Raw genomic sequence first — 24,401 nt, 5'->3', positions numbered from 1 at the left:
GACGCGTCCTAACGTATGTCCGGAACAGGAGTGGAGTCGACGATCTCCGCAACGATATCGGCAAGCGCCGATCCCGTGTCTCTGGTGCGCTCCCCCACCCGTGGCACCGGGACCAGCCTGTGGGCGAGAACTGATTCGGCGAGCGCCGCCACATGGTCGGGAAGCACGAACTCGTGCCCGTCGACCGCGGCTCGGGCCCGAGCGGCATTCAGAAGCTGAAGCGTTGCCCGCGGGCTTGCACCGAGTCTCAGCTGAGGATGCTCGCGGGTTGCCGTGGTGAGTGCCACGGCGTAGGCCTTCACCGCCGGAGAGGCGAAGACACGATGAACGGCTTCGATCATCGCCACGAGCTCACGGAGCGTCACAACGGGCTCAACCTCGCTCAGCGGGTCACCTCGGTCTCGGCTGGTGAGCATTGCGATCTCAGCATCCGTATCGGGGTACCCCATGGACAACCGAGCGGTAAACCTGTCTCGCTGCGCCTCGGGCAGAGGATAGGTGCCTTCCATTTCAATCGGGTTTTGGGTGGCAAACACCGTGAACGGGCGACTCAATTCATATGTTGTTCCATCAGCCGTTACTTGGCGTTCTGCCATGCATTCCAGCAGCGCGGACTGCGTCTTCGGCGACGCCCTATTGATCTCGTCGCCGATGACGATATGTGCGAACACGGGGCCGGGTTTGAACTCGAAGCGGCCTTCTCGCTGATCAAAAACAGCGACGCCCGTGACATCACTGGGCAGAAGGTCGGGCGTGAACTGAATGCGACTGACGACTCCCCCGACAGTCGCAGCAAGCGCACGAGCAAGCATCGTCTTTCCCACACCGGGAACATCTTCGATGAGCAGATGACCCTCGGCGAGCAGCACAGTCAGTGCCGTGCGAACAGCCTCGTGCTTTCCGTCGATGACGTTCTCGATAGCGCTGACGATCTGCGCCGACAATGAGCGCACCTCGGTGACAGACAGAGTCATGTCGGTCATCGGCGATGGCGCGGTGCGGTCGCGCTCCGCTGCCGCCGACTCGCTCATGTGGTCCTCAGAAACGATGCGACGGCGTTCGGTACATAAGGCGTGACGTCACCACCGAGGGCTGCGACTTGGCGAACAAGCGAACTGGAGACGTGCGCATGCGCGGGGTTCGGAAGCATGAACATGGTCTCGACGGCCGCGAGGTCTCGGTTGACGATCGCCATGGGAGTCTCGTAGGCCACATCAATCTGCGAACGGATCCCCTTGATGAGCACTGAGGCTCCGACGTCAGTGCAGTAGTCGACGAGCAGTCCGACACTCCATGACGATACGACGATATTGCCGGAAAGTCCGGCCTCCGAGATCGCCTCCTCGAGAAGCGCCACACGTTGCGCGATCGGCAGAAGCGCTGCCTTGCCCGGATTGTGCACCACCACGACATGCAATTCGTCGTACAGCGGAGCTGCTCTCTCGATCACATCGAGGTGACCGAGAGTGACGGGGTCAAAAGATCCGGGAACGACGGCGATCCTGCTCATGCGTCAAGCCTACCCGGCGGTCCCCCTTCTGTGCGACGGGGGCTATCACGACTTCGACATCGCCTCGCGCTCGCCCTCGTCGAGCCGTCGATCGATTGCCTCACGAAGCTCCGGATGCTGGGCGAAACCAGGGTCGTCAGCGCGCAGAGCCTCGGCAGCCCCTCGTGCCCGCACGATGACGTCACCGTCCGTTGCTACTCTCAGGAGCCGAAGCGACGAGCGACCTCCCGACTGCGCACCGCCCAGAACATCCCCTTCACGACGTAATTCGAGGTCGCGCTGCGCCAACTCGAAGCCATCGTTCGTCGCGGCAACAGCCTCGACACGCTCCAGCGATGTCGATTCTGGGAAAGCGTGTGTGACGAGAAGGCACAGCCCAGGCACTGAACCTCGGCCTACTCTCCCGCGGAGCTGGTGCAGCTGCGACACGCCAAATCGGTCGGCATCCAGCACAATCATCGTTGACGCATTCGGCACATCGACGCCGACCTCAATCACCGTGGTCGTCACGAGCACATCGATGCTTCCCGAGGCGAACCGAGTCATCACGTCGTCTTTCTCGTCGGGCGAGAGCCGACCGTGAATGATCTCAATCGTCAGGCCCTGAAGCGACGGTTCCGCGCGAAGCACGGCAGCTGTCTCGAGCACTGTTGCGGGCGGGCGCTTGGCATCGCCGTCGGTATCGCTCTCGCCTTCGACGTCAGTCTCGGGTTCTCCCCCTCGGTCGGGGTCGATCGCCGGGCACACCACGAAAGCCTGGCGCCCGAGGTCGATCTCTTCGCGCATGCGCGTCCATACCCGCGGCATCCAGTTGGGTTTGACGGCGAGCGGAACAACGAACGTCTCGATGCCCTTGCGCCCCACAGGAAGCTCTGTGATGGTGCTGACGTCGAGGTCGCCGAAGACGGTCATCGCGACCGTACGCGGTATGGGTGTGGCCGTCAGCACGAGAGTGTGGGGGTGCGCCGCGCTCTTGCGCCGGAGCGTGTCGCGTTGGTCGACGCCGAAGCGATGCTGCTCGTCGATCACAATGAGCCCGAGATCGTAGAACTCGACAATGTCGCTGAGCAGCGCGTGGGTTCCGACGACGATCTTTGACTGTCCGCCGATGATTCTCAGGAGCGCCCGTTTGCGATCGGCCGTCGGCATGCGCCCGGTCAGGAGAACCGGCGACATGTCTGCGGCCAGATCCGGCCCCAGCGACGCGACGATCGACCGAAGATGCTGTGCCGCGAGAACCTCCGTCGGGGCGAGCAATGCCGTCTGACCGCCGTCTTGAGCTACCGCAAGCATGGCACGCAGTGCAACAAGAGTCTTGCCCGAGCCGACTTCGCCCTGGACCAGTCGGTTCATAGGGTTGTGCTGAGCCAGATCCTCCGTGATCGCAGCTCCGACAACGCTCTGGTCCCCCGTCAGAGTGAAGGGCAACTGAGCGTCAAAGCGTTCAAGCGGGCCACCGAGCTTCGCAGTGCGAGGCATGGCCATCTGCTCCCTCGCGAGCGCCCTGCTTTCGACAAGAGCCGCCTGCAGCACGAATGCCTCGTGAAAACGCAGGCTGCGCCGTGCTCGCTTCCAGTCATTATCTGTGCGCGGTCGATGGATGCGCTCGAGCGCCGTTCCGTAATCAAGCAGTCTTTCGGCATCGCGAACCGCCGCCGGCACTGGGTCAACGACGCCGAGTCCGATGTGCTCGAGCGCGATCTTCACCGATTTCTCGATCGACCACGTCTGGAGAGTGCTGGTCGCGGGATAGATGGGGATCGGCTTTTCCGCCCACGCCTGAGCGTCGCTTTCAGACATCTCCGCCCTGTCGAACAGCTTGTAATCGGGGTGTGTCAGCTGCATGGCGCCGCGGTAGGACGAGATCTTTCCGGAGAATACCCCGCGGGCTCCGGGCACGAGCTCTTCTTTGCGCCAGTTCTGATTGAAGAACGTCAGCGTCAGAATTCCTCGGCCGTCAGAAATGACCGCCTCGAAGATGGTGCCCTTGCGCTTGTTCATCTTTCTCGACGAAGCCCGAACGACATCGGCCACGAGAGCAACATTCTCACCCACCGGCAGAGTGCCGAGTTGGGTGAGTTCTCCGTGGTGGGCATAACGGCGAGGGTAATGGGAGAGGAGGTCGCCGACTGTCTTGTACCCGAACGCCCGATCGAACGCTGCTGCCGTGCGCCCTCCAAGCGGACCAGAGAGTCTTTCGTGCAACCCCGACCCGTTCATGTGTTCGATTCTACGCGGAGCGGCCGACACACGATATTGTCGATGACAATGACCAGAATCATTGGCGGAGACGCCGGCTCGCTCGCTCTCAAGGTGCCTCCCCAGGGGACGCGCCCCACAAGCGATCGCGTGCGAGAGGCGATCTTCTCCGCTCTCGAGTCCCGGGATGCTCTGCGCGGCGCCCGCGTTGCCGACCTCTACGCGGGCTCGGGAGCGCAAGGCCTTGAAGCGGCGAGCCGCGGTGCTGCCTCTGTCACGCTCGTCGACAGTTCGCCGCGCGCGGGAGCGATCTGCCGCGCTAATGCCTCGACGGTCACGCGCGCAGCGGAGCGTTCACTGCACGTCGACACCGTTGTCGCCGCGGTCCAAACCTGGCTCGAACGGTCGGCAGACAGCATCCGGTACACACTCGTCTTTCTCGACCCTCCCTACGACCTGTCCGAAGAGCATCTCGCCTCGAACCTTGCCTCGCTCGTAGCGCACCTCGATGACGATGCGACGATCGTCGTTGAGCGCAGCTCACGGTCTCCACAACCTCAGTGGCCGCGCGGCATCGCGTGTGTGCGGTCTCGTCGGTACGGTGAGACGGTCGTGTGGTGGGCAGAGCGCGACGCCGATCAACCGGCCGCGCCGTCCCACTCGGTGTAAGGGTCCCATCCCTTCACGATCAGAGCATCACCATCGCAGGTAACATCGTCGGTGCCACGCTCGCTCACCATTCCGATTCGCTCAAAACCGCCCGGCAGTTCGACACCGGCGGGAAAGCACGCGAGCAGTCCATGGTCTTCGCTCCCGCGCAGAGCAGCGTCGACGTCGTCCCCCAGAAGCAACGACTCGAAGGCGAGAGTCACGTGGCTGGCCCGCGCCATTCGCGAGGCGTCAAGAGCAAGCCCATCTGAGATGTCCATCATCGCGGTGGCTCCGGCGACGGCGGCAAGAGGCCCGTCGCCAATCGGCGGCTGCGGTGTCAGCTGGGCGCCGACAAGCTCCGGATGCTGCTCACCGACGCTACGCGCTCGCGACGCATCGGGCACGCCGTTGGCGTCGACTCCACGCGAGAACAGTAGATCGAGACCGAGGGATGCCATTCCGAGACGTCCGGAGACCGCAACGACGTCGCCCGGCCTCGCGCCTGAACGCAGCACGGGCTGACGCTCCTCGAGATCGCCGAAGGCCGTGATGGCAATTGTGAATGTTGCTGAAACGGAGAGGTCCCCTCCAACCACTCCGCACCCGGGAGCAAGCGACACACAGGCCTCTCGGAGCCCGTCAGAAAACTCTTCGAGCACAGTGACCGGTGTTGACTCAGGAACGGCCAGGGCAACGACGAGGCCGGTCGGACGGGCGCCCATCGCTGCAACGTCTGAGAGATTCGTCGCCGCAGCCTTCCAGCCGAGCTGCCACGGTGTCGACCACGCCCAGCGAAAGTCCGGACCGTGCACCATCATGTCTGTTGTCACCACGTACCGGGTGTCGGGTGCCGACATCACCGCGCTGTCATCTCCCGGCCCGACAATCGCGGCGTCGGAAGCGGGAAGTCGGGGGAAGATGCGTGCCAGCACAGCGCCCTCCGTCGCATCGGCGACGCTTGACCCGTCGTGATTGTCAGTGAACCCCATGCCATCAACGGTAGCCTGAACTCGATGCATTCCCTTGCCCGTGCCGTTTCTGCGGTGGCTCTCCTGTGCGCCGCGGCGCTCTCGCTCACGGCGTGCTCCGGGGCCGTCGCCATGAGCCCGGCGCCCGATTCGAATGATCCGTCCTGCGCTGCCGTCACTGTGCGGCTTCCCAATACGATCAGCGATCTCGACAAACGTGAGACAACGGCCCAGGCGACAGGTGCGTGGGGCGATCCCGCGGCAATCCTCCTGCACTGCGGGGTCGAGCCGATCGGACCGACGACGATGCCATGCTTCACGGTCAACGGCGTTGATTGGGTGCGCGATGACAGCGAATCACCCATCTTTCGCTTCACGACCTATGGGCGCACTCCCGCCGTCGAAGTCGTCATCGACAATAGAGAAGCGTCGGGCTCTGCGCTGCTCGATCTCTCAGCCGCCGTCAGCGTGATCGACCCGACGAAGTCGTGCCTCAACGCCGAAGATGTGACGAGTTAGCGCACCCCGCGTTCGACGGCGATCTCGATGAGTTCGGTGATCAGTTCGGCATAGCTGACGCCCGAAGCGATCCAGCACGTCGGAAACATCGAAATGGGAGTAAACCCAGGCATCGTGTTCACTTCGTTGAGCACGAAACCGTCGGCAGACAGGAAGAAGTCGACACGAGCGAGCCCTTCGGCTCCAACGGCGTCGAAAGCGCGAAGCGCAATGCTCTTCATCTCGTCGAGCTCGGCGTCACTCAGGTCCGCAGGACATACCAGGTCGATTCCGGCCGCGCCACGGTACTTCGCGTCGAAGTCGTAGAAGTCGCGGCCCGAGACCACAATCTCTCCAGCGACGTCTGACGTGCGCGGCGCGTCTCCTGTTCGTCCGCCAAGAACGGCGATCTCTACCTCGCGCCCGTCCACACCCTGTTCGACGAGTACGGAGTCGTCTTCGTCGAAGGCGATTCGCAGCGCCTCGGCAACCTCGTGCGATTGCGAAACGCGGCTGACGCCAACACTCGATCCGGCACGAGCCGGTTTGACGAACACGGGAAGCGACAGACCGTCGAGAATGCCGTCTGCCACATCCGGGTCTTTCTGCCATTCTGCCCTGCGAAGGCGCTTCCATGGGGCGACAGAGATACCCGCGTGCTGCAGAACCGACTTGGTGAAGTGCTTGTCCATTCCGAGCGCCGACGCAAGCACTCCGGAGCCGACGTATGGAAGGCCAGCAAGCTCAAGAAGGCCCTGAATAGTGCCGTCTTCCCCGTAGGTTCCGTGCAGAATCGGGAAGACCACGTCGATCGTGCCGAGCGATCGAGTCACACCGCCCTGCTCGAGTGTCAGCTCGCGGCTTGTCACATCGTCTGGCCAGCGCACTCGAGTGCCATTGTCGGCCACCTCGGGGAGCACATCGCCGTCGAGCGTGAAGGTTCGAGGGTCATCCTCCTCGAGAACGTACTGGCCAGTTCGAGTGATTCCGATCGGAATCACGTCGAACCTGTCGCGATCAATCGCTCCCAGTACTCCCCCCGCCGTTGCGCAGCTGATCGAATGCTCGCTTGAGAGCCCCCCAAACAGCACCGCCACCCGCAGCTTCCGCGTCATCAGTAGTCCTCTCCCCCTGTGGCTCGTCAGAATCAGTAGTCAGGTGCGGGGCAATGCCCTTCGGGTCGAGCGTGCCCTCAAGCACCTGCTTAACCTGCTGCACAATCGGCATGCTCACTCCGACTGACTCTGCCATGTCAAGTATCGGCCCAACCGAGGCGAGCCCTTCGGCGGTCTGTTGCATCTGCTTGACGACCGAGGAGAAACTATACCCTTGACCGAGCAGCCGTCCGGCCGTGTTGTTGCGAGAAAGCGGAGACTGGCACGTTGCGATCAGGTCTCCGAGCCCCGCGAGCCCCGAGAGCGTCTCGGGTTGTGCGCCCAGTGCAACGGCAAAATCCGTCATCTCGACGAGGCCGCGCGTAATAATCGATGCCTTGGTGTTTTCGCCGTAGCCGACGCCGTCGACAATGCCGATCGCCACAGCAATAAGGTTTTTCAGTACGCCGCCGAATTCCGTACCGATCACGTCGGTGTTGACGAAGGTTCGAAAGTATGAATTACGCGCGAGAAGCGCGATTGCCTGCGCCGTTTCCATGCTCTGTGAGGAGACGACAGCTGCGGTCGGCTGTTCTTTGGCGATCTCGAGAGCGAGGTTCGGGCCGGATGCCGCGGCGACGCGTGCCGGATCCCAGTCGAGGGTCTGCTCGATCACCTGGCTCATGCGCAGTCCCGAGCTGCGCTCGACTCCCTTCATGAGCGACACGACGCTCGTACCCGTTTGAAGGTGCGGTCGAAGCTCGACGAGGTTGTCACGAAGCGACTGGCTCGGCACAGCAACGAAAACGTGCTGCGCTCCCGCGACGGCATCGGCGATCCCCGTCACCGCCGTCATGCGTGACGGAAGCTCGATTCCAGGCAGGTAGTCCTGATTTCTGTGGTTCTTGGCGATGTCGCGGGCAACCTCAGTGCGGCGTGCCCACATGGTCACATCGCTGCCGCCGTCGGCGAGGATCTTGCCGAAGGTCGTGCCCCAGCTGCCCGAGCCGATTACGGCCACACGCGCTGACGTCGTCTTACGACTCAAAGCGTCCCGTCTCCTTCTGGTTGTGCTTCGTCGGGTCCCACCGTTCGGTTGGTGCCTTTTCGTGCCGAATGTCTTCAAGTTCTCGAGTGATTGCGTCCATGATCAGGCTGGTTGCCCGGGTAAGCGCAGCGGAATCAGGAGCGTGACCATCAAGCTCCGAAAGGTCGACGACGTCGCCGACCTTGATAGTGATCTTCTTTGGCGGAAAGAAGCTCACCTTCTTCGCGTAGCGCGCCATGACGTGCTGGGTTCCCCAGTGGGCAACGGGAATCACCGGAAGGCCATGTGTGAGCGCCATCCGGGCAGCCCCCGTCTTTCCGCGCATGGGCCACATCTCGGGGTCTCTCGTCAATGTTCCCTCGGGGTAGACGATCACTCCGCTTCCCGTTGTGACAAGATCTCCTGCCGCCTCAATTGGCCCTTTGCCGCGTAACGAGCCCTCACGTTCAACCGGAATCTGCCCAGACGCTCGCAGAAGCCGGCCGACGATCGGAATGCGAAACAGCGATGCTTTCGCCATGAAACGGGGAAAACGTCCGATCTTCCACGTTGCGATTCCGATAACGATCGGGTCGATCTCACTGAAGTGGTTCGGCGCGAGAATAAACGGGCCCGTCTTCGGCAGCTTATGCGCGTCGACGATCGTAATTTTCATCATCACGCGCGCAAGAGGAAGCACCAACGAAGCGAGCAGCCAGAAGATCGACGGACGTGACCGATCCGTTCTTCGGTTCACTGGCTTCGATGGCAGAGAATCTGGAGTGTCTGACACTCCCCCATTATCCTTCAGCAGTGAAGTCGGCACCGAGCAGCTCAAGCTTCTGCAGGAAACGCTCGTAGCCGCGACTGATGATTCCAACGTTTGAAACCCGTGACTCGCCTTCGGCGCTCAGCGCCGCGATCAGGTGAGAGAACCCGCCGCGCAGGTCAGGAACAACGATATTGGCGCCGTGTAGCTTGCTCGGCCCGGAAATCACCGCAGAGTGGTTGAAGTTGCGCTGGCCGAATCGGCACGCTTGACCGCCGAGGCACTCACGGTGAATCTGAATCGTTGCGCCCATCTCCACAAGCGCATCGACGAATCCGAATCGCTTCTCGTAGACGGTCTCGTGAACAATCGACACGCCGCGTGCCTTGGTGAGAGCCACAACAAGCGGCTGCTGCCAGTCGGTCATGAAGCCAGGGTGAACGTCGGTCTCGATAATCACGGGGTTCAGCTCGGTGCCCGGGTGGAAGAACCGGATGCCGTCTTCATGGATCTCGAACCCGCCGCCGACCTTGCGGTAGACGTTCAAGAACGTGAGCATCTCGGACTGACGCGCGCCACCGACGAAGATGTCTCCCTCGGTTGCGAGAGCCGCGGCAGCCCAGCTGGCTGCTTCATTACGGTCGAAAAGCGCACGGTGCGAGTATCCGGTCAGCGACGCAACGCCTTCAATGCGAATGACGCGGTCGGTGTCAACCGAAATGATCGCGCCCATCTTCTGGAGGATGTTGATGAGATCCATGATCTCGGGCTCGATCGCGGCGCCGCGGAGCTCCGTGATGCCCTCGGACCGCACGGCCGTCAGAAGCACCTGCTCCGTCGCGCCGACACTCGGGTACGGCAGTTCAATCTTCGCCCCGCGCAGTCCCGTCGGAGCAGAGAGCCTGATGCCGCTGGGAAGCTTCTCGACAACGGCACCGAACGTGCGCAAAACGTCCAGGTGGTAGTCAATGGGACGGTCACCGATCCGGCATCCGCCGAGGTCGGGAATGAACGCCTCACCCAACTTGTGCAAAAGCGGTCCGCAGAACAGAATCGGGATTCGACTCGAGCCTGCGTGAGCGTCGATATCTGCCATGTGAGCGGTCTCGACGGCAGACGGGTCGAGATGAAGCTCGCCGTCTTCTTCGCCGTCGCTGATTTTAACGCCGTGAACGTCGAGCAGCCCGCGCACGACGCGCACGTCACTGATATCGGGAACGTCTTTCAAAACGCTCGGAGTGTCACCGAGGAGCGAGGCAACCATCGCCTTCGTGACGAGGTTCTTTGCGCCCTTGAGCTCGATCCGCCCGTTAAGAGGACGTCCACCGCGAACGGTGATTGTGTCTGCATGCAGTCCCACGCGTGCGCCTGCCCCCATAGCGTCCTCAAGAAGAGTCTTCAATACGTGCCCCTGATATTCGACTATTTGGCGGGCAAGGTCTGCGGCCGCCAACGTGCCCGCGTGGACTCAAATTGCGTGATCGCCTCTTCATTTCGAAGCGTCAGAGCAATGTCATCGAGCCCTTCGAGCAAACGCCACCTAGTGTAATCATCGATGTCGAATGGCACCTGAATGTCTCCAACAGTCACCATTTTGGCGTCGAGGCTCACGGTGAATTCGACGCCGGGATTTTCATCGATCACGGCCCAGAGTCGCTCGAGGTCGTTCTCAGTGATCTGCGCTGCAAGCAAGCCCTGTTTACCCGAGTTGCCGCGGAAGATATCGCCGAAACGCGTGCTCAGAACAACCGTGAAACCAAAGTCGCGCAATGCCCAGACGGCGTGTTCACGAGACGAGCCTGTGCCAAAGTCGGGACCGGCGACGAGGATGCTGGCGCCAGCAAACTCCGGCTGGTTCAGCACGAAGTCATCGGATTGACGCCACCCGGCGAAAAGCGCGTCCTCGAAGCCCGTCTTGGTGACGCGCTTCAGATAGACGGCGGGGATGATCTGGTCGGTGTCGACGTTCGAGCGCTTCAGCGGCGCCGCGATTCCCGTTACCGTTGTGAATTTCTCCATGCTGCTCAGTTCTCCAGGTCAGAGGGGCTTGACAGTGTGCCGCGCACGGCTGTCGCTGCGGCGACAACCGGTGAGACAAGGTGAGTGCGTCCGCCCTTGCCCTGGCGCCCCTCAAAATTTCGGTTGCTCGTCGATGCGCAACGTTCGCCGGGTGACAGCTGATCCGGGTTCATGCCAAGGCACATGGAGCAGCCGGCAAAACGCCATTCGGCACCAAACTCCTCAACGATCGTGTCGATGCCCTCAGCCTCTGCTTCCAGACGCACTCGGGCCGAACCCGGAACGACCATGACGCGAACGCCGTCTGCCTTCTTCTTTCCCTTGATGATCGACGCGAAGGAGCGAAGATCTTCAATGCGACTATTCGTACAGGAGCCCATGAAGACGGCGTCGACGGGGATCTCCTTGAGCTTCGTGCCCGGCGTGAGATCCATGTACTCGAGTGCTCGCTCGGCCGACGACCGGTCTGTCGGGTCGTCGAACTGCTCGGGGCTCGGCACCTGACCGCTCAAGGACACGCCCTGGCCCGGGTTGGTTCCCCAGGTGACGAACGGCTCCAGCTCATCGGCATCGAGGTACACCTCGGCATCGAACGTTGCACCGTCGTCTGTGGCGAGCGTGTCCCAGTAGGCGACTGCCTCAGCCCAGTCTGACCCCTCTGGCGCGTGTGGGCGTCCCTCAAGGTAGTCGTACGTCGTCTGGTCGGGCGCGACCATGCCTGCGCGAGCTCCGGCTTCGATCGACATGTTGCAGATCGTCATGCGACCTTCCATTGACAGCGCGCGAATGGCGCTGCCACGGTACTCGAGCACATAGCCTTGCCCGCCACCCGTGCCGATCTTGGCAATCACCGCAAGAATGATGTCTTTTGCCGTCACTCCGGGCTTCAGCGTTCCCTCGACGTTGATGGCCATTGTCTTGAAGGGCTTCAGCGGAAGCGTTTGTGTCGCCATGACATGCTCGACCTCGCTCGTGCCGATTCCGAAGGCCATCGCACCGAATGCCCCGTGCGTCGATGTGTGCGAGTCTCCGCACACGACGGTGATTCCCGGCATCGTCAGACCGAGTTGTGGGCCGACGACATGCACGATCCCCTGCTCGACATCACCGAGCGAATGTAACCGGATGCCGAAATCCTCGGCGTTCGTGCGCAAGGTCTGAATCTGCGTGCGGCTCGTGAGGTCAGCGATCGGCTTGTCGATGGCAAGCGTCGGTGTGTTGTGGTCTTCCGTCGCGATGGTGAGGTCGGGACGCCGCACTGGACGACCCGCCATGCGCAGGCCGTCGAAGGCCTGCGGACTCGTTACCTCATGAACGAGGTGCAAGTCGATGTAGATGAGGTCGGGGGTGCCGTCTTCGCCTTTTGTGACAAGGTGATCGGCCCACACCTTCTCGGCGAGTGTGCGAGGGACGTTCGGGTTTTCGACGTTCTGCTGCATGAATGTGCTTCCTTGGGGTGAAGTTGAACAGGCGTCACCAGACTCCGCGACGAGGATGCCTGAAGACTAGGCCTCGCCGCGGCAGCTAAGAAGCAGACCGAACAGCACGTGGTAAGGATATCACTCGCCCGAGATCTGCTGTTCCTTTTTGTCTTTGCGACGCGATGCAATGAGGCTGACGATCGTTGCAATCGCCATGGACCCGATGATCACGCCGAGCGACACCCACGTGTTGATCTCGGGAACCCAGAGTACGTTCTCACCGCCGTTGATGAACGGGAGCTCGTTGACGTGAAGAGCATGGAACACGAGCTTCACTCCGATGAAAGCGAGAATGAAAGCGATGCCGTAGTGCAGATACTCGAGTCTCTCGAGCAGTCCGCCGAGCATGAAGTACAGCTGGCGAAGCCCCATGAGTGCGAAGATATTCGCCGTGAACACGATGAACGGACTCTGCGTGATGCCGAAGATCGCGGGAATCGAATCGATGGCGAACATGACATCGGTGACACCGATGGCGAGAAATACCATCACCATGGGCGTCCACATCGAGCGCCCCTCTACCACGGTGCGAAGCTTCGATCCGTCAAACTCGGGCGCAACCTTCATCCGCTTGCGCATGAAGCGCGTGAACCATGACTCTCCGTCATCGTCGTCATCGTTGCCGAAGGCCTGCTTCCACGCGGTGTAGAGCAAGAATGCGCCGAAGATGAAGAACACGAAGCTGAAGTTCTCGATGAGGGCCGCCCCGACAATGATGAAGATGCCGCGGAAGACAAGCGCGATGATGATTCCCACCATCAGAACTTCCTGCTGCAGCTTCTTGGGAACGGCAAACTTCGCCATGATGATGACGAAGACGAAAAGGTTGTCGATCGAGAGACTGTATTCGGTGAGCCAGCCGGCAAGGAACTCCCCGGCGAAGTCGCCACCGGCGAATACCAGCATGAGGCCGGCGAACACCAGTGCAAGCGTCACATAGAACGCAACCCAGAGCGCGGATTCCTTCATCGACGGAATATGGGGTCTCTTGACGACAAGAAGCAGATCAAAGAGAAGTACGAGCACGAGAACGACATATGAGCCGATCTCGAACGCAAGCGGTAGCTCTGGGTGCATACGTTGATGCCTTTCAGGAAGGGTGCGATGATCGCCGAAAGTCTCTCCCCCGACGGTGTCGGCGCAGCATCCGGGACCACATCATCATGATCCGTCCTGACGGACGCTGCGAGACGGGATACTCCCCTTCGCTGCTGAATACTCTAACGGATGCTGTCGCGGATATCTCACGGCGCGACAACGGCGCCCGGTTCCGACGACTGCTGGGAACCGGGCGCCGCGCGTCTATCGTCAGGCGCGCTCGGCCGCAATGATCGCGGCAAGAGCGTTTCTGCGCTCCTCCTGCTCAACGGGATCGGGCACCGGCAGGGATGCCAGCAGACGCTGCGTGTACGGATCCTTCGGGTTTCCCAGCACCTCTGCCCCTGTTCCCTCTTCGACAAGCCGACCGTGGTACATCACGGCGATTCGGTCCGACAGAATATCGACGACAGCCAGGTCATGGCTGATGAACAGCGCAGCGAAGCCCAGCTCGGCCTGCAACTCGGCAAACAGCTCAAGAACGCGCTCCTGCACCGACACGTCGAGAGCGCTCGTCGGTTCGTCTGCGATGAGGAGCTCTGGGTCAAGCGCCAGTCCTCGAGCGAGACTCGCTCGCTGTCGTTGCCCGCCAGACAGCTCGTGGGGAAACCTCTTGGCATAGGCACGCGGAAGCTGCACGGCTTCGAGAAGCTCAGCCACCTTGGTTTCGATCTGCGCGTCGGACATGTCGGGTCTGTGAACTCGGAATGGCTCGGCGACGCACTCTTCAATGGACAGCAAAGGGTTGAAGCTCGATGCCGGATCTTGAAAGACGAAGCCGATGCGGGAACGCAGCTTCTTGAAGTTGCGCTCCTTGACGCCGTTCATCTCGGCATCCAGCACATGCAGCGATCCGCCCGTGACTCGATTGAGTCCAGCGATCGCCCGCCCGATTGTCGTCTTCCCCGAGCCCGATTCCCCGACCAGCCCCACGACTTCACCCGGGGCGATCTGGAAGGAGACGCCGTCAACTGCCATGAATCCCGGTTTGCCGAGACGTCCTGGGTATTGAACGCGAAGATCTTTCGCCTCGACAATCGGCGACGCGCTACGACCCGGTTCCGTGCGATCGTCTGCGGCGATTCTCTGCCCGATTCGCGGAACCGCGCCAAGAAGCTTCTTCGTGTAATCGTGTTTGGGCGACGCGAAGAGCGTGCGGGCGTCGTTCTCCTCGACGATCTGTCCCTGGTACATCACAACGACACGATCCGCGAGATCGGCAACCACGCCCATGTTGTGGGTGATCAGGACGATTGACGTGTCGAACTCATCTCGACACCGCCGGAGCAGGTCGAGAATCTCAGCTTGAACGGTGACATCGAGTGCCGTCGTCGGCTCATCGGCGACGATCAATCCCGGGTCGAGCACCAGGGCCATCGCGATGACGACGCGCTGCTTCTGACCGCCCGAGAACTGGTGAGGATAGTAGTCGACACGGGTCTGGGGATCGGGGATTCCCACGCGTTTCAGAATGTCGATCGACAGTTCTCTGGCCGCCTTGCGGCTGAGCTTGGAGTTGTGCGCCCTCAGCCCCTCCGCAATCTGCCACCCGACCGTATAGACGGGGTTCAGAGCTGTCGAGGGCTCCTGGAACACCATTGACACGTCGTCACCGCGCATCTCGCGCAGGCGATGCTTGGAGACCGAGATGACATCGCCCGTGCGCTGGCCATCCCGGCTGCGAACCACAACGGCACCAGAGCTGGTTGCGGTCTCGGGAAGCAGACCAAGAATCGTCTTCGCTGTGACCGTCTTGCCGCTGCCGGACTCGCCGACGATCGCCACAACTTCACGCGGGCCGACGGTGAGCGAGACACCATCGACAGCGCGAACCGCCCCAGCATCCGATGAGAATGCGACGTTCAGGTCTGTGATCTGCAGAATATCATCGCTCATGTCCGGTCTCCTTCGCCTGTGTCTTCGCCGTCGATGGCGGCCGTTTCTTGCACTCCGACGACGGGAACCACACTGGTCTCGACCATTTCGCCCGAGTCAGCGGCAACACCGCGTCGCCCGCGCAGTCGAGGATCGTTGAGGTCATTGAGGCTTTCTCCCACGAGAGTCATGCCGAGCACGGCAAGCACGATCCCGAGGCCCGGCCCGATCGACGTCCACCAAATACCGCTCGAGACGTCAGAAAGTGCCTTATTGAGGTCGTACCCCCATTCCGATGCCGCCGTCGGCTCAATGCCGAACCCGAGAAAGCCCAGCCCTGCGAGGGTGAGGATCGCCTCGGACGCATTGAGGGTAAAGATCAGCGGCAGTGTGCGCGTCGCGTTGCGGAAGACGTGCCTGCTCATGATGCGCACGTTGCTCGCACCCAGCACCTTTGCCGATTCCACGAATGCTTCGGCTTTGATGCGAACGGTCTCGGCACGGATCACGCGGAAATACTGCGGAATGAACACAACAGTGATTGACATCGCCGCTGTGAGAATTCCGCCGATGAGGTTCGACCGCCCTCCCGAGATCGCAATCGAGATCACGATCGCGAGCAGAAGGGAAGGGAACGCGTAGATGGCGTCGCAGATCACGACAAGGACGCGATCAATCCAGCCGCCGAAGTAGCCAGACAGCAGGCCGAGAATCACACCGATGAATATCGACAGGATCACCGCGACGATCACGACGAGAGCCGCTGTCTGGGCGCCCCAGATCACGCGAGACAGAACATCGAACCCGCCGACTGTCGTGCCGAAGAGATGTTCAGCGCTCGGCGGCTGCTGGGCGCCGAATCCGCCATTGTCATCGCTGAGCTGCGCGTATCCATACGGTGCAATCCAGGGAGCCAGAACGGCCACGAGCAGAAAGACACCAGTGAGAATCAGTCCTGCGACAAGCATGCCGCGTTGAATTCCGTAGCTCTGCCTCAGTTGGCGAAGAATGGGCAGCCGATCAAGGATCGAACGCCGTGGGGTTCCCGTTTGTGCGGTCATGTCAGTACCTCACTCTCGGGTCGATGAGCGCCGCAATGATATCGACGATGAAGTTGGTGATGGCGACAATGATGGCGAGCAGCACGACAATGCCCTGCACCGCGACGAAGTCACGCGACTGGAGGTACTGCACGAGCATGAACCCGAGCCCCTTCCATTCGAATGTGGTCTCAGTCAGCACGGCGCCGGCGAGCATCAGAGCGATTTGCATTCCCATCACCGTGATGATGGGAATGAGCGCTGGTCGGTATGCGTGCTTACGCACAAGCCGAAATTCGCTGACGCCACGGGAACGAGCAGCATCCACATAATCCTTCGTCAGTGTTCCGATCATGTTGGTGCGTACGAGGCGAAGGAACACTCCGGCCGTCAGAAGGCCGAGAGCGATGGCGGGCAAGGCCGCATGACTGAGCACATCTCCGATCGCATCGGGGTTGCCGAGCCTGAATGAGTCGATCAGATGGATGCCGGTGGGATCGTCGAGCAGTTGAATGCTGAGTTCGGTTCTCGTACTCGCTCGACCGGAGACCGGAAGGAGCCCCAACCCCACGGAGAAGACGAGTTTAAGCAGCATTCCGGCGAAGAACACGGGCGTCGCATAGAACAGGATCGCCAGAACTCGGAGCACAGCGTCAGATGCCTTGTCGCGGCGATATGCCGCCCACATGCCGAGCGGAATGCCGACGATGAATGCCACGATCAGACCGTAGAGAGCAAGCTCGAGAGTGGCGGAGCCATACGTCAGAAGAATCTCCGTGACGGGGCGGTGATCGCTGATCGTCGTGCCGAAGTCACCGCGGAAGAGTCCGCCAAGATATTCGATGTACTGCACGAAAACGGGGCGATCGTATCCTGCCTCGTGAACACGCTCGGCAAGCTGGTCGGGTGTGAGCCGTCCGCCGAGGGCCGCGGTGATGGGGTCGCCTGTCGTGCGCATCAGGAAGAACACGAGAGTGACGAGAATGAAAATCGTCGGGATGATCAGAAGAAACCGCACAACGACGTATCGAAGTAGGCTTCCTCCCCCGCTCGATTTCGTGGAGGGCGCGGCCTGCGCAATTGTGCCGCCGGGTTGTGCGCTGGGGGAAGTCAGCGTGCCACCTGCCTAACTGGGGACGAACGGGCGTGTTACCCGAAGAGGGGCGGATGCTGGGTCAGCATCCGCCCCTCGATGTGGACTATTTGTGAATGGGTGCGTATCGGAACTTGAACGACGCGTCGAGAGTGATGCCCTCAACGTCCGCGCCCGACACCGCGATCTGCGCCCCCTGCAGGTACGGCAGGGTGGGCAGGGTCTGCGCTGCGACGTCCTGAATCTGCTCAATGAGCTTGGCGCGTGCATCAGGGTCGCTCTCAACCAGCTGCTGGTTGATGAGATCCTGAACCTCAGCATTGTCGTAATGGTTCACAAGGAAGTTGTCCTTGCTGAAGAACGGCTGCAGGTAGTTTGCCGCGTCTGAGTAGTCGGGGAACCAACCCAGCTGGTACATCGGGTAAACATCTGCGGTGCGGTCCTTCGAGTACTGCACCCACTCCGTCGTCTGGAGGTCGACGCTGAAGAGGCCGTCGGCCTCAAGCTGCGACTTGATGAGCGCGTACTCATCGGCCGACGAGGGACCGTAGTGGTCATTCGAGTACTGGATGCTGAGCTTCACGGGCGTCTCGATGCCGGCGTCTTCGAGGCGCTGCTTCGCCTTGTCAGCATCCGGACCGCCGTCGCCGTCGCCGTACAGACCCTTGAGCGACTCGTTCGCACCCGTCAGGCCCTCAGGAATGTAGGAGTACAGCGGCGTATACGTGCCCTTGTACACCTGCTCGGCGATCTGCTCACGGTCGATGAGATCGGCCATGGCCTGCCGCACAGCGAGAGACTTTGTCTCGTCTGCTCCGTCGGCCTTGGCGCCGAACGGCATCGTGTCGAAGTTGAACACGATGTAGCGGATCTCACCGCCGGGACCGCTTGTCACCTTGACCTTGTCGTTGCCCTTGAGGTCCTCGACGTCGGTCGCGGAAAGGCTACGGTAAGCAACATCGATGTCACCCTCCTGAACCGCGAGCTTGAGGTTTGACGACTCCGAGTAGTACTTGACGTTGACTACCTCATTCTCGGCGGCACCAAGCACACCCTGGTAGTCGGGGTTTGCCTTGTACTGAATCAGGTTGTTGAAGTCGTAGCTGTCAATCGAGTACTGCCCGGCGAATGCCTTGCCGTCGACGATCTCCTTGTCGGGCGTCAGCTCGTCAGCGGAGAACACATCTTCGTCAACGATCGGCCCTGCTGGGCTCGAGAGCACCTGCGGGAACGTCTGGTCGTTCGCGCTCTTCAGGGTGAACACGACGGTGGTGTCATCGGGTGCCTCGACGCTCTCGAGGTTGTTGAGAAGCGATGCCGGACCGTTCGGGTCGGCGATCTTCAGTGTGCGATCGAAGCTGAATTTCACGTCAGACGACGTGAGTTCGTTTCCGTTCGCGAAGGTGAGGCCGTCCTTGAGCGTGACGGTGTATTCCTTCGGCGACGTGAACTCCGCCGACTCCGCGATATCTGGTTCGACGTCGGGGCTGCCGTACGGAGTGTTCATGAGGAACGGATAGATCTGGTTCATCACGGCGAACGAACCATTGTCATACGAACCGGCCGGGTCGATGGTGGTGATCTTGTCGGTCGTACCGATCACGATCGCGCCGCCATCACCTCCCGATCCGCCGGAGTCGCCTGAACTGCCTGAACAGCCGGCGAGGGCGAGAGCGGCAACTGCGAGACCTGCAGTCGTCGTCACAACGCGCCGGGTTGTGGACTTTCCGGATGCCATTGTCGGTACATCCCTTTCTTGGTTGGGAGTTACGCCGCTGGCACACGTGTGCGCAGCAACGTTGCTGTACTACGTGAAATCAGCATAATCGTGTCGGAGGGCAATTCGGGCAGAATTGCTGAAAACGTTGCCAAGGCGAGACGACAGCAAAAAAGCCTTTCAAAAGTGTTCCTTTGAAAGGCTTTTCCTCGTTGTGACCCCAGCGGGATTTGAACCCGCGTTACCGCCGTGAGAGGGCGACGTCCTAGGCCGCTAGACGATGGGGCCGGAAAACAACTCCATGAGTATGCCACGAAACGACCCCGCGCAACAAATCACCGGCGCGCCAGGCACAATTCCGGGCGTGTCGGCCGCGTTGCCGCGCTTATGCGAGCACACGCAGCTCTCCGGGAAGCATCCGGATGCTCGCGGGAAGCGTTCCCAGCTTTTCACCGTCAGCGTACAGGTCAATCCCAGCTCCAGTCAGAGAGATCTCTCTCTGACGACGCACGTGCACGACATTGAGCTTCGTATGCGTTCCCGCGAACACCCGAGGAAAGAACATCAGAAGCTCTAGCCGAGAGACCGGGTCAACACGAACGACGTCAAAGAGTCCGTCGTCAAGCTCTGCCTCCGGTGCGATCGCCATGCCGCCGCCGATAAACCGATTGTTGGCAATCGACACGAACGTCCCATCGAACTGCAGAGTCTCTAGGCCATCGGTCATCGTCAGCTTCTCATCTCGCAGCGAGACGACTTCACGCAGCGTCGCCAGAACATAGCGTGCTCCTCCGCGCGGCCACCGCATCGCGTTTGCACGAGCATTCACACGGGCATCGAATCCCACGGAAACGACGCCTCCGAATCGTCGCTCCCCGAGAGATGTCGTCACGACGCCCACGTCGACGGCCCGGATGCTGCCCGCACGCAGCGCGCTCACGATGCGCAGCGCTGCGGCATCCGATTTCTGCCTCCTGATTCCCAACCCCCTGGCGAGATCGTTTCCCGTCCCCGTCGGCACGATTGCCAGCGGAACGTCAGTCTCGGCGAGCGCATTAATGGTCAGGTTCACCAGCCCGTCACCTCCGACCGCGACGAGTGCATCGGGGGCATCGGTCACTGCCCTGACGGTTGCGTTGAACAACTTGTCAGCACTTGCCTCAATGAGGGTGGTCACTTCGACACCGTGCTGCGCAAGTGCCTCGACAACGCGCATTCCCTGTGCTGAGTGGGCGCCAAAGCTTGACGTGGGATTGATCGCGACGGCGATGCGAGGGTGTTCACGAGTCACTCTTGGATTATGGCAGTACCGAACTTGCGGGTGTCGCGAGGCAGGGAGAGACTGGCGATATGAACCTGACAAAGCTCGAACACGCGGCGTTCGTCGTTGATGATGCCGGGGCACGACTGATCGTCGATCCCGGTTCCTTCACGACACCCATCACGGATGCTGGCGGAACTGTCGCCGTCGTGATCACACACGAGCACCCCGACCATTGGACGCCCGAGCAGCTCCAGCGCATTCAATCGATCAACCCCAACGTGCGCATCTTCGGCCCCGCCGGCGTTGCGGCTGCCGCCGAGGGCTTTGCCGTTGAGGTTGTAGCGGCAGGCGACGAGGTCGAGGTAGCGCCGTTCACGTTGCGTTTCTACGGAGGCAGGCACGCTGTGATTCACCCGTCGATTCCCGTCGTCGACAACGTCGGAGTTCTGATCAACGGCTCCGTGTACTACGGAGGTGACTCGTTCACCGTCCCTGAGGGCGTCGATGTCGACGTGATGGCCGTGCCCGCGGGGGCCCCGTGGCTGAAGATCAGCGAGGTCATGGACTTCGCGAGCGCTGTTGCGCCGAAGCGCAGCTTTCCCACCCATGAGATGGTGCTCTCGCGCATTGGCAAGAATATGTCGAATCAGCGCATCGCCAGCGTCGTTGAAGCCGCCGGAGGCGAACACTTCCCCCTTGAGCCGGGCGAGTCGATCGAGGTCTGACTTCTCCTGAGGGAGGGCTCTCCCGATCATTCACACCGTGTCGTCTGCCGCGATCACGTCGATTTCCCAGACATGCACGCCAGGATCGTCCGGGTGAAATCGGTCCGCAGCATCCGCTGCCATCTGGCTGATCGTGCGAAAGAACACACGGGCTGTCTCGTGATCCATGGGCACGTTCATGTGCATGAAGTTTGACGTCAGGCTGTCGTCCCGTCCGGAGATGAAATCCATCCATGTCGAGCTCGCGCGACGCACGAGCTCGTAGTGGTCCTCGACCATTGCCCTCATCAACGCATCCCCAAGTATCTCATCGGCGACCGGGTGCTCGGGGGTGCCGACGTTCAAGCTTCCTTTCACGGGAGTCCAAACGCGGTCTCGACGGTCTCGTGCTCGCTCGGGTGCTTCCTCGATCAAACCGGCGTCAGCCAGGCTGCGCAGGTGAAAACTCACCGAATTCGGGGCGACGTCGAGCTCGCCCGCGAGGTCGGCGGCTCGCGCGTGCATGCGCTGGGCCAGAAGGCGCATAATGCGGCGGCGCAGCGGATGGGTCAACGCCTTGAGCATGGCGTCGGTCATCACGCTTGATTCGTCGAACCACGTGTGATTGTCACGCTCGTCCGAGTTTTCTGGATCTGCTCCGGGTCTATCCGTGCGCTCGCGCTCGTGTGCCATAGTTCTAGATTAGGCGCTTACGCAGACAATATTGCGCAATCTATATTGCGCAATATTGATTGCGCGTCTAATGTCGGGTGTATGTCCACTTCAGAAGTCACGACCCGTCTGTGGCGCGTCAAGCGATATCCGACCTGGTTCGCAAGCGATGCCACGAAAGAGCTCGCGGCATCACTGTTGAATTTCGCCGTCCCACTCATTGCCCTCATGGTCACTGACAGCCCTGCTCAAGCCGGAACCATCGGGGCTGTCGGCGTCGTGACAGCGCTTCTGTTCACGCTCGGTGGAGGCGTCCTTGCTGACCGGCATCGTCGGCCCGCGCTCATGTTGCTCGGAGCCAGCATTGGTGTCGCGATTGCGGGATGCTTCGCCATTCTCGACGGCATGTCCGCGCTCAGCTTCAGCGTCTTGCTCGTGCTGAACGTGTTCATCAACGCTCGTGACGGGCTGTTTGACGTCGCCGGGGAAGCCGCTCTCAAACAGGTTGTGCCCGACGATGCCATGGGGCGGGCGCAAGCTGCCAACCAAGGCCGCGGTGCAGCAATCCAGCTGGCAGGTGGACCACTCGGTGGTGCACTTCTTGCCGTCGGTGGCTGGTTGGTCGCCCTGGTTGCAGCGGCCTCCTACGGTATCTCAGCAGTGGGCGCATGGATGCTGGGTCGGGACGAAGCCCCGAAGATGACCGAACCGCAACCCTCGACCACCCCGACTGTAGTCCTCCGCCAGAGCGCCCTCGTCGAGGCTCGAGAGGGATTCGCGTGGCTGTTCTCCCGCGTCGACCTGCGCGGAGCGCTCTGGGTGGCAATGCTAGCTAACCTGGGATTCAACTCGGCAATGACAACGATCATGTACTCGCTGCAGCAGACGGGCCACTCCCCCGTCGTCATCGGCACGATCTCGGCCGTGTTAGGCGCCGTCATGCTCGTTGGCGCCTTGGTGGCGCCCCTGCTCGTTCCGCGCTTTAGAGGCGGGGCGATCGTCATCGCGAGTCTCGTGCTGTGCACTCTCGGCACCGTCGCGCTGCCGCTAGCACATTCCGTACTCTCCATCATGATCGTGATCGGGTTCGCTGTGTTCCTGGTACCAGCGCTCAATTCAGCACTCATGGGGTACTTCATGGTTGCTGTTCCCACCGAGTTGTTGGGGCGCGCCAATAGCGCCTCACGTTTGATGTCCATGGGAGCGATGCCGCTCGCCCCTCTGATCGCCGGTTTCGGGCTCACGTTGGTCGGCCGCACGGGAACGCTCGTCGTTTGCGCTGCGCTTACCGCGCTCGCGGTGATTCTCGCGGTGACCAACCGCGGGCTGCGGGCCCTGCCCGTTGAGAGGCAGTGGTCCACACATGCCGAAAAATTCTCGTCGCCCACTGCCCAGTAGCCGTGAGCAACGCTTGTGAGATCCACAGGTTCACCAAGGAGCGGGCAGATGGTCACGCGTATGGTTGAGAGCACACCGCGCATGACTGGCCCGCTCATCGTGTGAGGCGCCCAGAACCGTCGCCGATTCGTGATTTCTTGACCGCTCATTACACCTCGAAGAAGTGCTCCATGACCCACACGACGACAGATCGAAAATCGTCGGAATCGCGTTTCGCAACGGTCATTGTCAACCCGACGAGATTGGATGGTCGTCGCCTTCGTGCTGCCGTTGCGGCCGAGGAAGAACGGCAAGGGTGGCTACCCTCAGCCTGGTTAGAGACCACGATCGACGACCCGGGCCAATCAGTGGCGACGGCAGCTCTCCTGCAGCATCCTGATCTCATCATCGTGGCGGGAGGAGACGGCACGATCCGAGCCGTCTCCGAGCAGGTACCTGACTCATCGATCCCAATCGCCATTGTGCCGACAGGGACGGGCAACTTGCTGGCACGAAACCTCGGTCTGAAAAGTGACATCGAATCTGCCGTGCGCACCGCATTCACCGGATCAGATCGACTCATTGATGCGGGCTTCGTCAACATGCGGCACGAGGATTCTCGCGTCACCCGGCATATGTTTCTCGTCATGACCGGAATAGGCCTCGACGCAAGCATGGCGGCCGATTCGACGAACGCCTTGAAGAAGAGGATCGGTTGGCTCGCCTATACCGACTCGATCAGCAGATCGGTTATACGCAACAAGCAGTTTCTTCTGCGTTATCGCCTGGACGGCTCCCCCGAAGAAAACGTTCATGCCCACACCGTGATCGTCGGAAACTGCGGCACGTTGACGGCCGGTATCCTGCTGCTGCCCGATGCCAGGCCCGACGACGGCCGCCTCGATGTCGTCGTCTTTCGACCGAAGGGCTTCTGGCAATGGGCGCGCATCGGGTCGCGTCTTGCCGTGGCACGTCTGCTGCACCGTACGAGGTTCGGAACGTTAGTGCTGCGCGTGACACCGCATTTTCGGGCACTCCAATACCGGCAGGCACGCACGTTGGAAGCCCGTTTCGACGAGCCACAGCGCATAGAACTCGATGGTGACGACCATGGGTTTGTCACGGGCGTGACGGTAACGGTTCACCCATCAGCTCTGACTTTCCGGTCACCGTCAACCAGCTAGGCACGCGCGCTGCGTCGACGCGGTCGATTTTGTCCGGAAACAAAAAATCCTCACGCGACTGCGCGAGGATGTGATTGCTGGGGTACCTGGACTCGAACCAAGAATGGCGGTACCAGAAACCGCTGTGTTGCCAATTACACCATACCCCAAGGGCTGTTCAG

At 61.2% G+C, this 24,401-nt stretch carries 22 protein-coding genes and 2 tRNA genes; 5 read left to right on the top strand and 19 right to left on the bottom strand.

Annotated elements, in window-relative coordinates:
• Positions 1–8: 8 nt before the first annotated feature.
• Genes HCR76_RS07080 through HCR76_RS07070 form a run of 3 tightly spaced genes read right to left on the bottom strand, consistent with a single transcriptional unit; the run spans position 9 to position 3,730 of the window.
• Positions 9–1,031 carry an AAA family ATPase gene (locus HCR76_RS07080; protein ID WP_198248160.1) on the bottom strand — a complete coding sequence of 341 codons (1,023 nt, stop codon included), beginning with the start codon at positions 1,029–1,031 and terminating at the stop codon, positions 9–11.
• On the bottom strand, positions 1,028–1,510 hold the full coding sequence (gene coaD / locus HCR76_RS07075) for a pantetheine-phosphate adenylyltransferase (protein WP_166989515.1): 483 nt from the start codon (positions 1,508–1,510) through the stop codon (positions 1,028–1,030). The genes HCR76_RS07080 and coaD overlap by 4 nt, the downstream gene beginning before the upstream one ends.
• Positions 1,511–1,555: 45 nt before the next feature.
• On the bottom strand, positions 1,556–3,730 hold the full coding sequence (locus HCR76_RS07070; protein WP_166989513.1) for an ATP-dependent DNA helicase RecG: 2,175 nt from the start codon (positions 3,728–3,730) through the stop codon (positions 1,556–1,558).
• 48 nt (positions 3,731–3,778) lie between these two features.
• Here HCR76_RS07070 and rsmD point away from each other — a divergent pair, with 48 nt between their 5' ends.
• Complete coding sequence (gene rsmD, locus HCR76_RS07065; RefSeq protein WP_166989511.1) at positions 3,779–4,378, top strand: 16S rRNA (guanine(966)-N(2))-methyltransferase RsmD; 600 nt, start codon at positions 3,779–3,781, stop codon at positions 4,376–4,378.
• Here the strand turns inward: rsmD and thiL are convergent.
• The gene (thiL, locus tag HCR76_RS07060) at positions 4,348–5,349 is read right to left on the bottom strand and encodes a thiamine-phosphate kinase (protein ID WP_166989509.1); all 1,002 of its coding nucleotides are present in this window, start codon (positions 5,347–5,349) and stop codon (positions 4,348–4,350) included. The genes rsmD and thiL overlap by 31 nt on opposite strands.
• A gap of 24 nt (positions 5,350–5,373) precedes the next feature.
• On the opposite strand from thiL, the gene HCR76_RS07055 reads away from it, so the two are divergent.
• Positions 5,374–5,847, top strand: coding sequence for a DUF3515 domain-containing protein (locus HCR76_RS07055; RefSeq protein ID WP_166989507.1), 474 nt, complete (start codon positions 5,374–5,376; stop codon positions 5,845–5,847).
• Here the strand turns inward: HCR76_RS07055 and HCR76_RS07050 are convergent.
• The 13 genes from HCR76_RS07050 to HCR76_RS06990 form a co-directional block, all read right to left on the bottom strand.
• Positions 5,844–6,941, bottom strand: a complete 1,098-nt coding sequence (locus HCR76_RS07050) for a D-alanine--D-alanine ligase family protein (RefSeq protein WP_166989505.1) — start codon at positions 6,939–6,941, stop codon at positions 5,844–5,846. The genes HCR76_RS07055 and HCR76_RS07050 overlap by 4 nt on opposite strands.
• On the bottom strand, positions 6,844–7,968 hold the full coding sequence (locus HCR76_RS07045; RefSeq protein WP_166989503.1) for an NAD(P)H-dependent glycerol-3-phosphate dehydrogenase: 1,125 nt from the start codon (positions 7,966–7,968) through the stop codon (positions 6,844–6,846). The genes HCR76_RS07050 and HCR76_RS07045 overlap by 98 nt, the downstream gene beginning before the upstream one ends.
• Complete coding sequence (locus tag HCR76_RS07040) at positions 7,958–8,740, bottom strand: lysophospholipid acyltransferase family protein (protein WP_235934024.1); 783 nt, start codon at positions 8,738–8,740, stop codon at positions 7,958–7,960. The genes HCR76_RS07045 and HCR76_RS07040 overlap by 11 nt, the downstream gene beginning before the upstream one ends.
• A 7-nt stretch (positions 8,741–8,747) precedes the next feature.
• Positions 8,748–10,094, bottom strand: a complete 1,347-nt coding sequence (murA, locus tag HCR76_RS07035) for a UDP-N-acetylglucosamine 1-carboxyvinyltransferase (RefSeq protein WP_166989501.1) — start codon at positions 10,092–10,094, stop codon at positions 8,748–8,750.
• A gap of 44 nt (positions 10,095–10,138) precedes the next feature.
• On the bottom strand, positions 10,139–10,735 hold the full coding sequence (leuD, locus tag HCR76_RS07030; RefSeq protein ID WP_166989499.1) for a 3-isopropylmalate dehydratase small subunit: 597 nt from the start codon (positions 10,733–10,735) through the stop codon (positions 10,139–10,141).
• Between the two features lie 5 nt (positions 10,736–10,740).
• Positions 10,741–12,174, bottom strand: coding sequence for a 3-isopropylmalate dehydratase large subunit (leuC, locus tag HCR76_RS07025; RefSeq protein ID WP_166989497.1), 1,434 nt, complete (start codon positions 12,172–12,174; stop codon positions 10,741–10,743).
• A 120-nt stretch (positions 12,175–12,294) separates the two neighbouring features.
• Positions 12,295–13,293, bottom strand: a complete 999-nt coding sequence (locus HCR76_RS07020; protein ID WP_166989495.1) for a TerC family protein — start codon at positions 13,291–13,293, stop codon at positions 12,295–12,297.
• A 231-nt stretch (positions 13,294–13,524) separates the two neighbouring features.
• Positions 13,525–15,210: a dipeptide ABC transporter ATP-binding protein gene (locus HCR76_RS07015; RefSeq protein ID WP_166989493.1), complete on the bottom strand. Its 1,686-nt coding sequence runs from the start codon at positions 15,208–15,210 to the stop codon at positions 13,525–13,527.
• Complete coding sequence (locus HCR76_RS07010; RefSeq protein WP_166989490.1) at positions 15,207–16,250, bottom strand: ABC transporter permease; 1,044 nt, start codon at positions 16,248–16,250, stop codon at positions 15,207–15,209. The genes HCR76_RS07015 and HCR76_RS07010 overlap by 4 nt, the downstream gene beginning before the upstream one ends.
• A 1-nt stretch (position 16,251) precedes the next feature.
• Positions 16,252–17,310 (bottom strand): ABC transporter permease, encoded by a 1,059-nt coding sequence (locus HCR76_RS07005; RefSeq protein WP_244971537.1) that lies wholly within the window; start codon positions 17,308–17,310, stop codon positions 16,252–16,254.
• Positions 17,311–17,428: 118 nt separating this feature from the next.
• A complete protein-coding gene (locus tag HCR76_RS07000) occupies positions 17,429–19,060 on the bottom strand; it encodes an ABC transporter substrate-binding protein (protein ID WP_166989488.1) in 1,632 nt (543 codons plus the stop codon).
• A 194-nt stretch (positions 19,061–19,254) separates the two neighbouring features.
• Positions 19,255–19,327: transfer RNA gene (locus HCR76_RS06995), tRNA-Glu, on the bottom strand.
• Positions 19,328–19,424: 97 nt separating this feature from the next.
• The gene (locus tag HCR76_RS06990; protein WP_166989486.1) at positions 19,425–20,330 is read right to left on the bottom strand and encodes a diacylglycerol/lipid kinase family protein; all 906 of its coding nucleotides are present in this window, start codon (positions 20,328–20,330) and stop codon (positions 19,425–19,427) included.
• A gap of 59 nt (positions 20,331–20,389) precedes the next feature.
• Between HCR76_RS06990 and HCR76_RS06985 the strand changes: the two genes are divergently transcribed.
• Complete coding sequence (locus HCR76_RS06985; protein ID WP_166989484.1) at positions 20,390–21,028, top strand: MBL fold metallo-hydrolase; 639 nt, start codon at positions 20,390–20,392, stop codon at positions 21,026–21,028.
• A 30-nt stretch (positions 21,029–21,058) separates the two neighbouring features.
• Here HCR76_RS06985 and HCR76_RS06980 read toward each other — a convergent pair whose 3' ends face one another.
• Entirely contained in the window at positions 21,059–21,700 is a 642-nt protein-coding gene (locus HCR76_RS06980) for an ArsR/SmtB family transcription factor (RefSeq protein WP_244971515.1), read from the bottom strand.
• 81 nt (positions 21,701–21,781) lie between these two features.
• On the opposite strand from HCR76_RS06980, the gene HCR76_RS06975 reads away from it, so the two are divergent.
• Both HCR76_RS06975 and HCR76_RS06970 read left to right on the top strand, forming a co-directional pair.
• On the top strand, positions 21,782–23,077 hold the full coding sequence (locus HCR76_RS06975) for an MFS transporter (protein WP_166989482.1): 1,296 nt from the start codon (positions 21,782–21,784) through the stop codon (positions 23,075–23,077).
• 170 nt (positions 23,078–23,247) lie between these two features.
• Positions 23,248–24,240, top strand: a complete 993-nt coding sequence (locus HCR76_RS06970) for a diacylglycerol/lipid kinase family protein (RefSeq protein ID WP_244971513.1) — start codon at positions 23,248–23,250, stop codon at positions 24,238–24,240.
• 77 nt (positions 24,241–24,317) lie between these two features.
• Here HCR76_RS06970 and HCR76_RS06965 read toward each other — a convergent pair.
• Positions 24,318–24,389, bottom strand: a tRNA-Gln gene (locus HCR76_RS06965).
• Positions 24,390–24,401 lie beyond the last annotated feature (12 nt).

Origin of the sequence: Paramicrobacterium chengjingii, from assembly GCF_011751765.2 — a bacterium.
In the GTDB taxonomy this organism is placed as follows: Bacteria; Actinomycetota; Actinomycetes; order Actinomycetales; family Microbacteriaceae; genus Paramicrobacterium; species Paramicrobacterium chengjingii.
The sequence above is the reverse complement of the archived record's forward strand: the minus strand, read 5'-3'. Positions and strand labels throughout refer to the sequence as shown.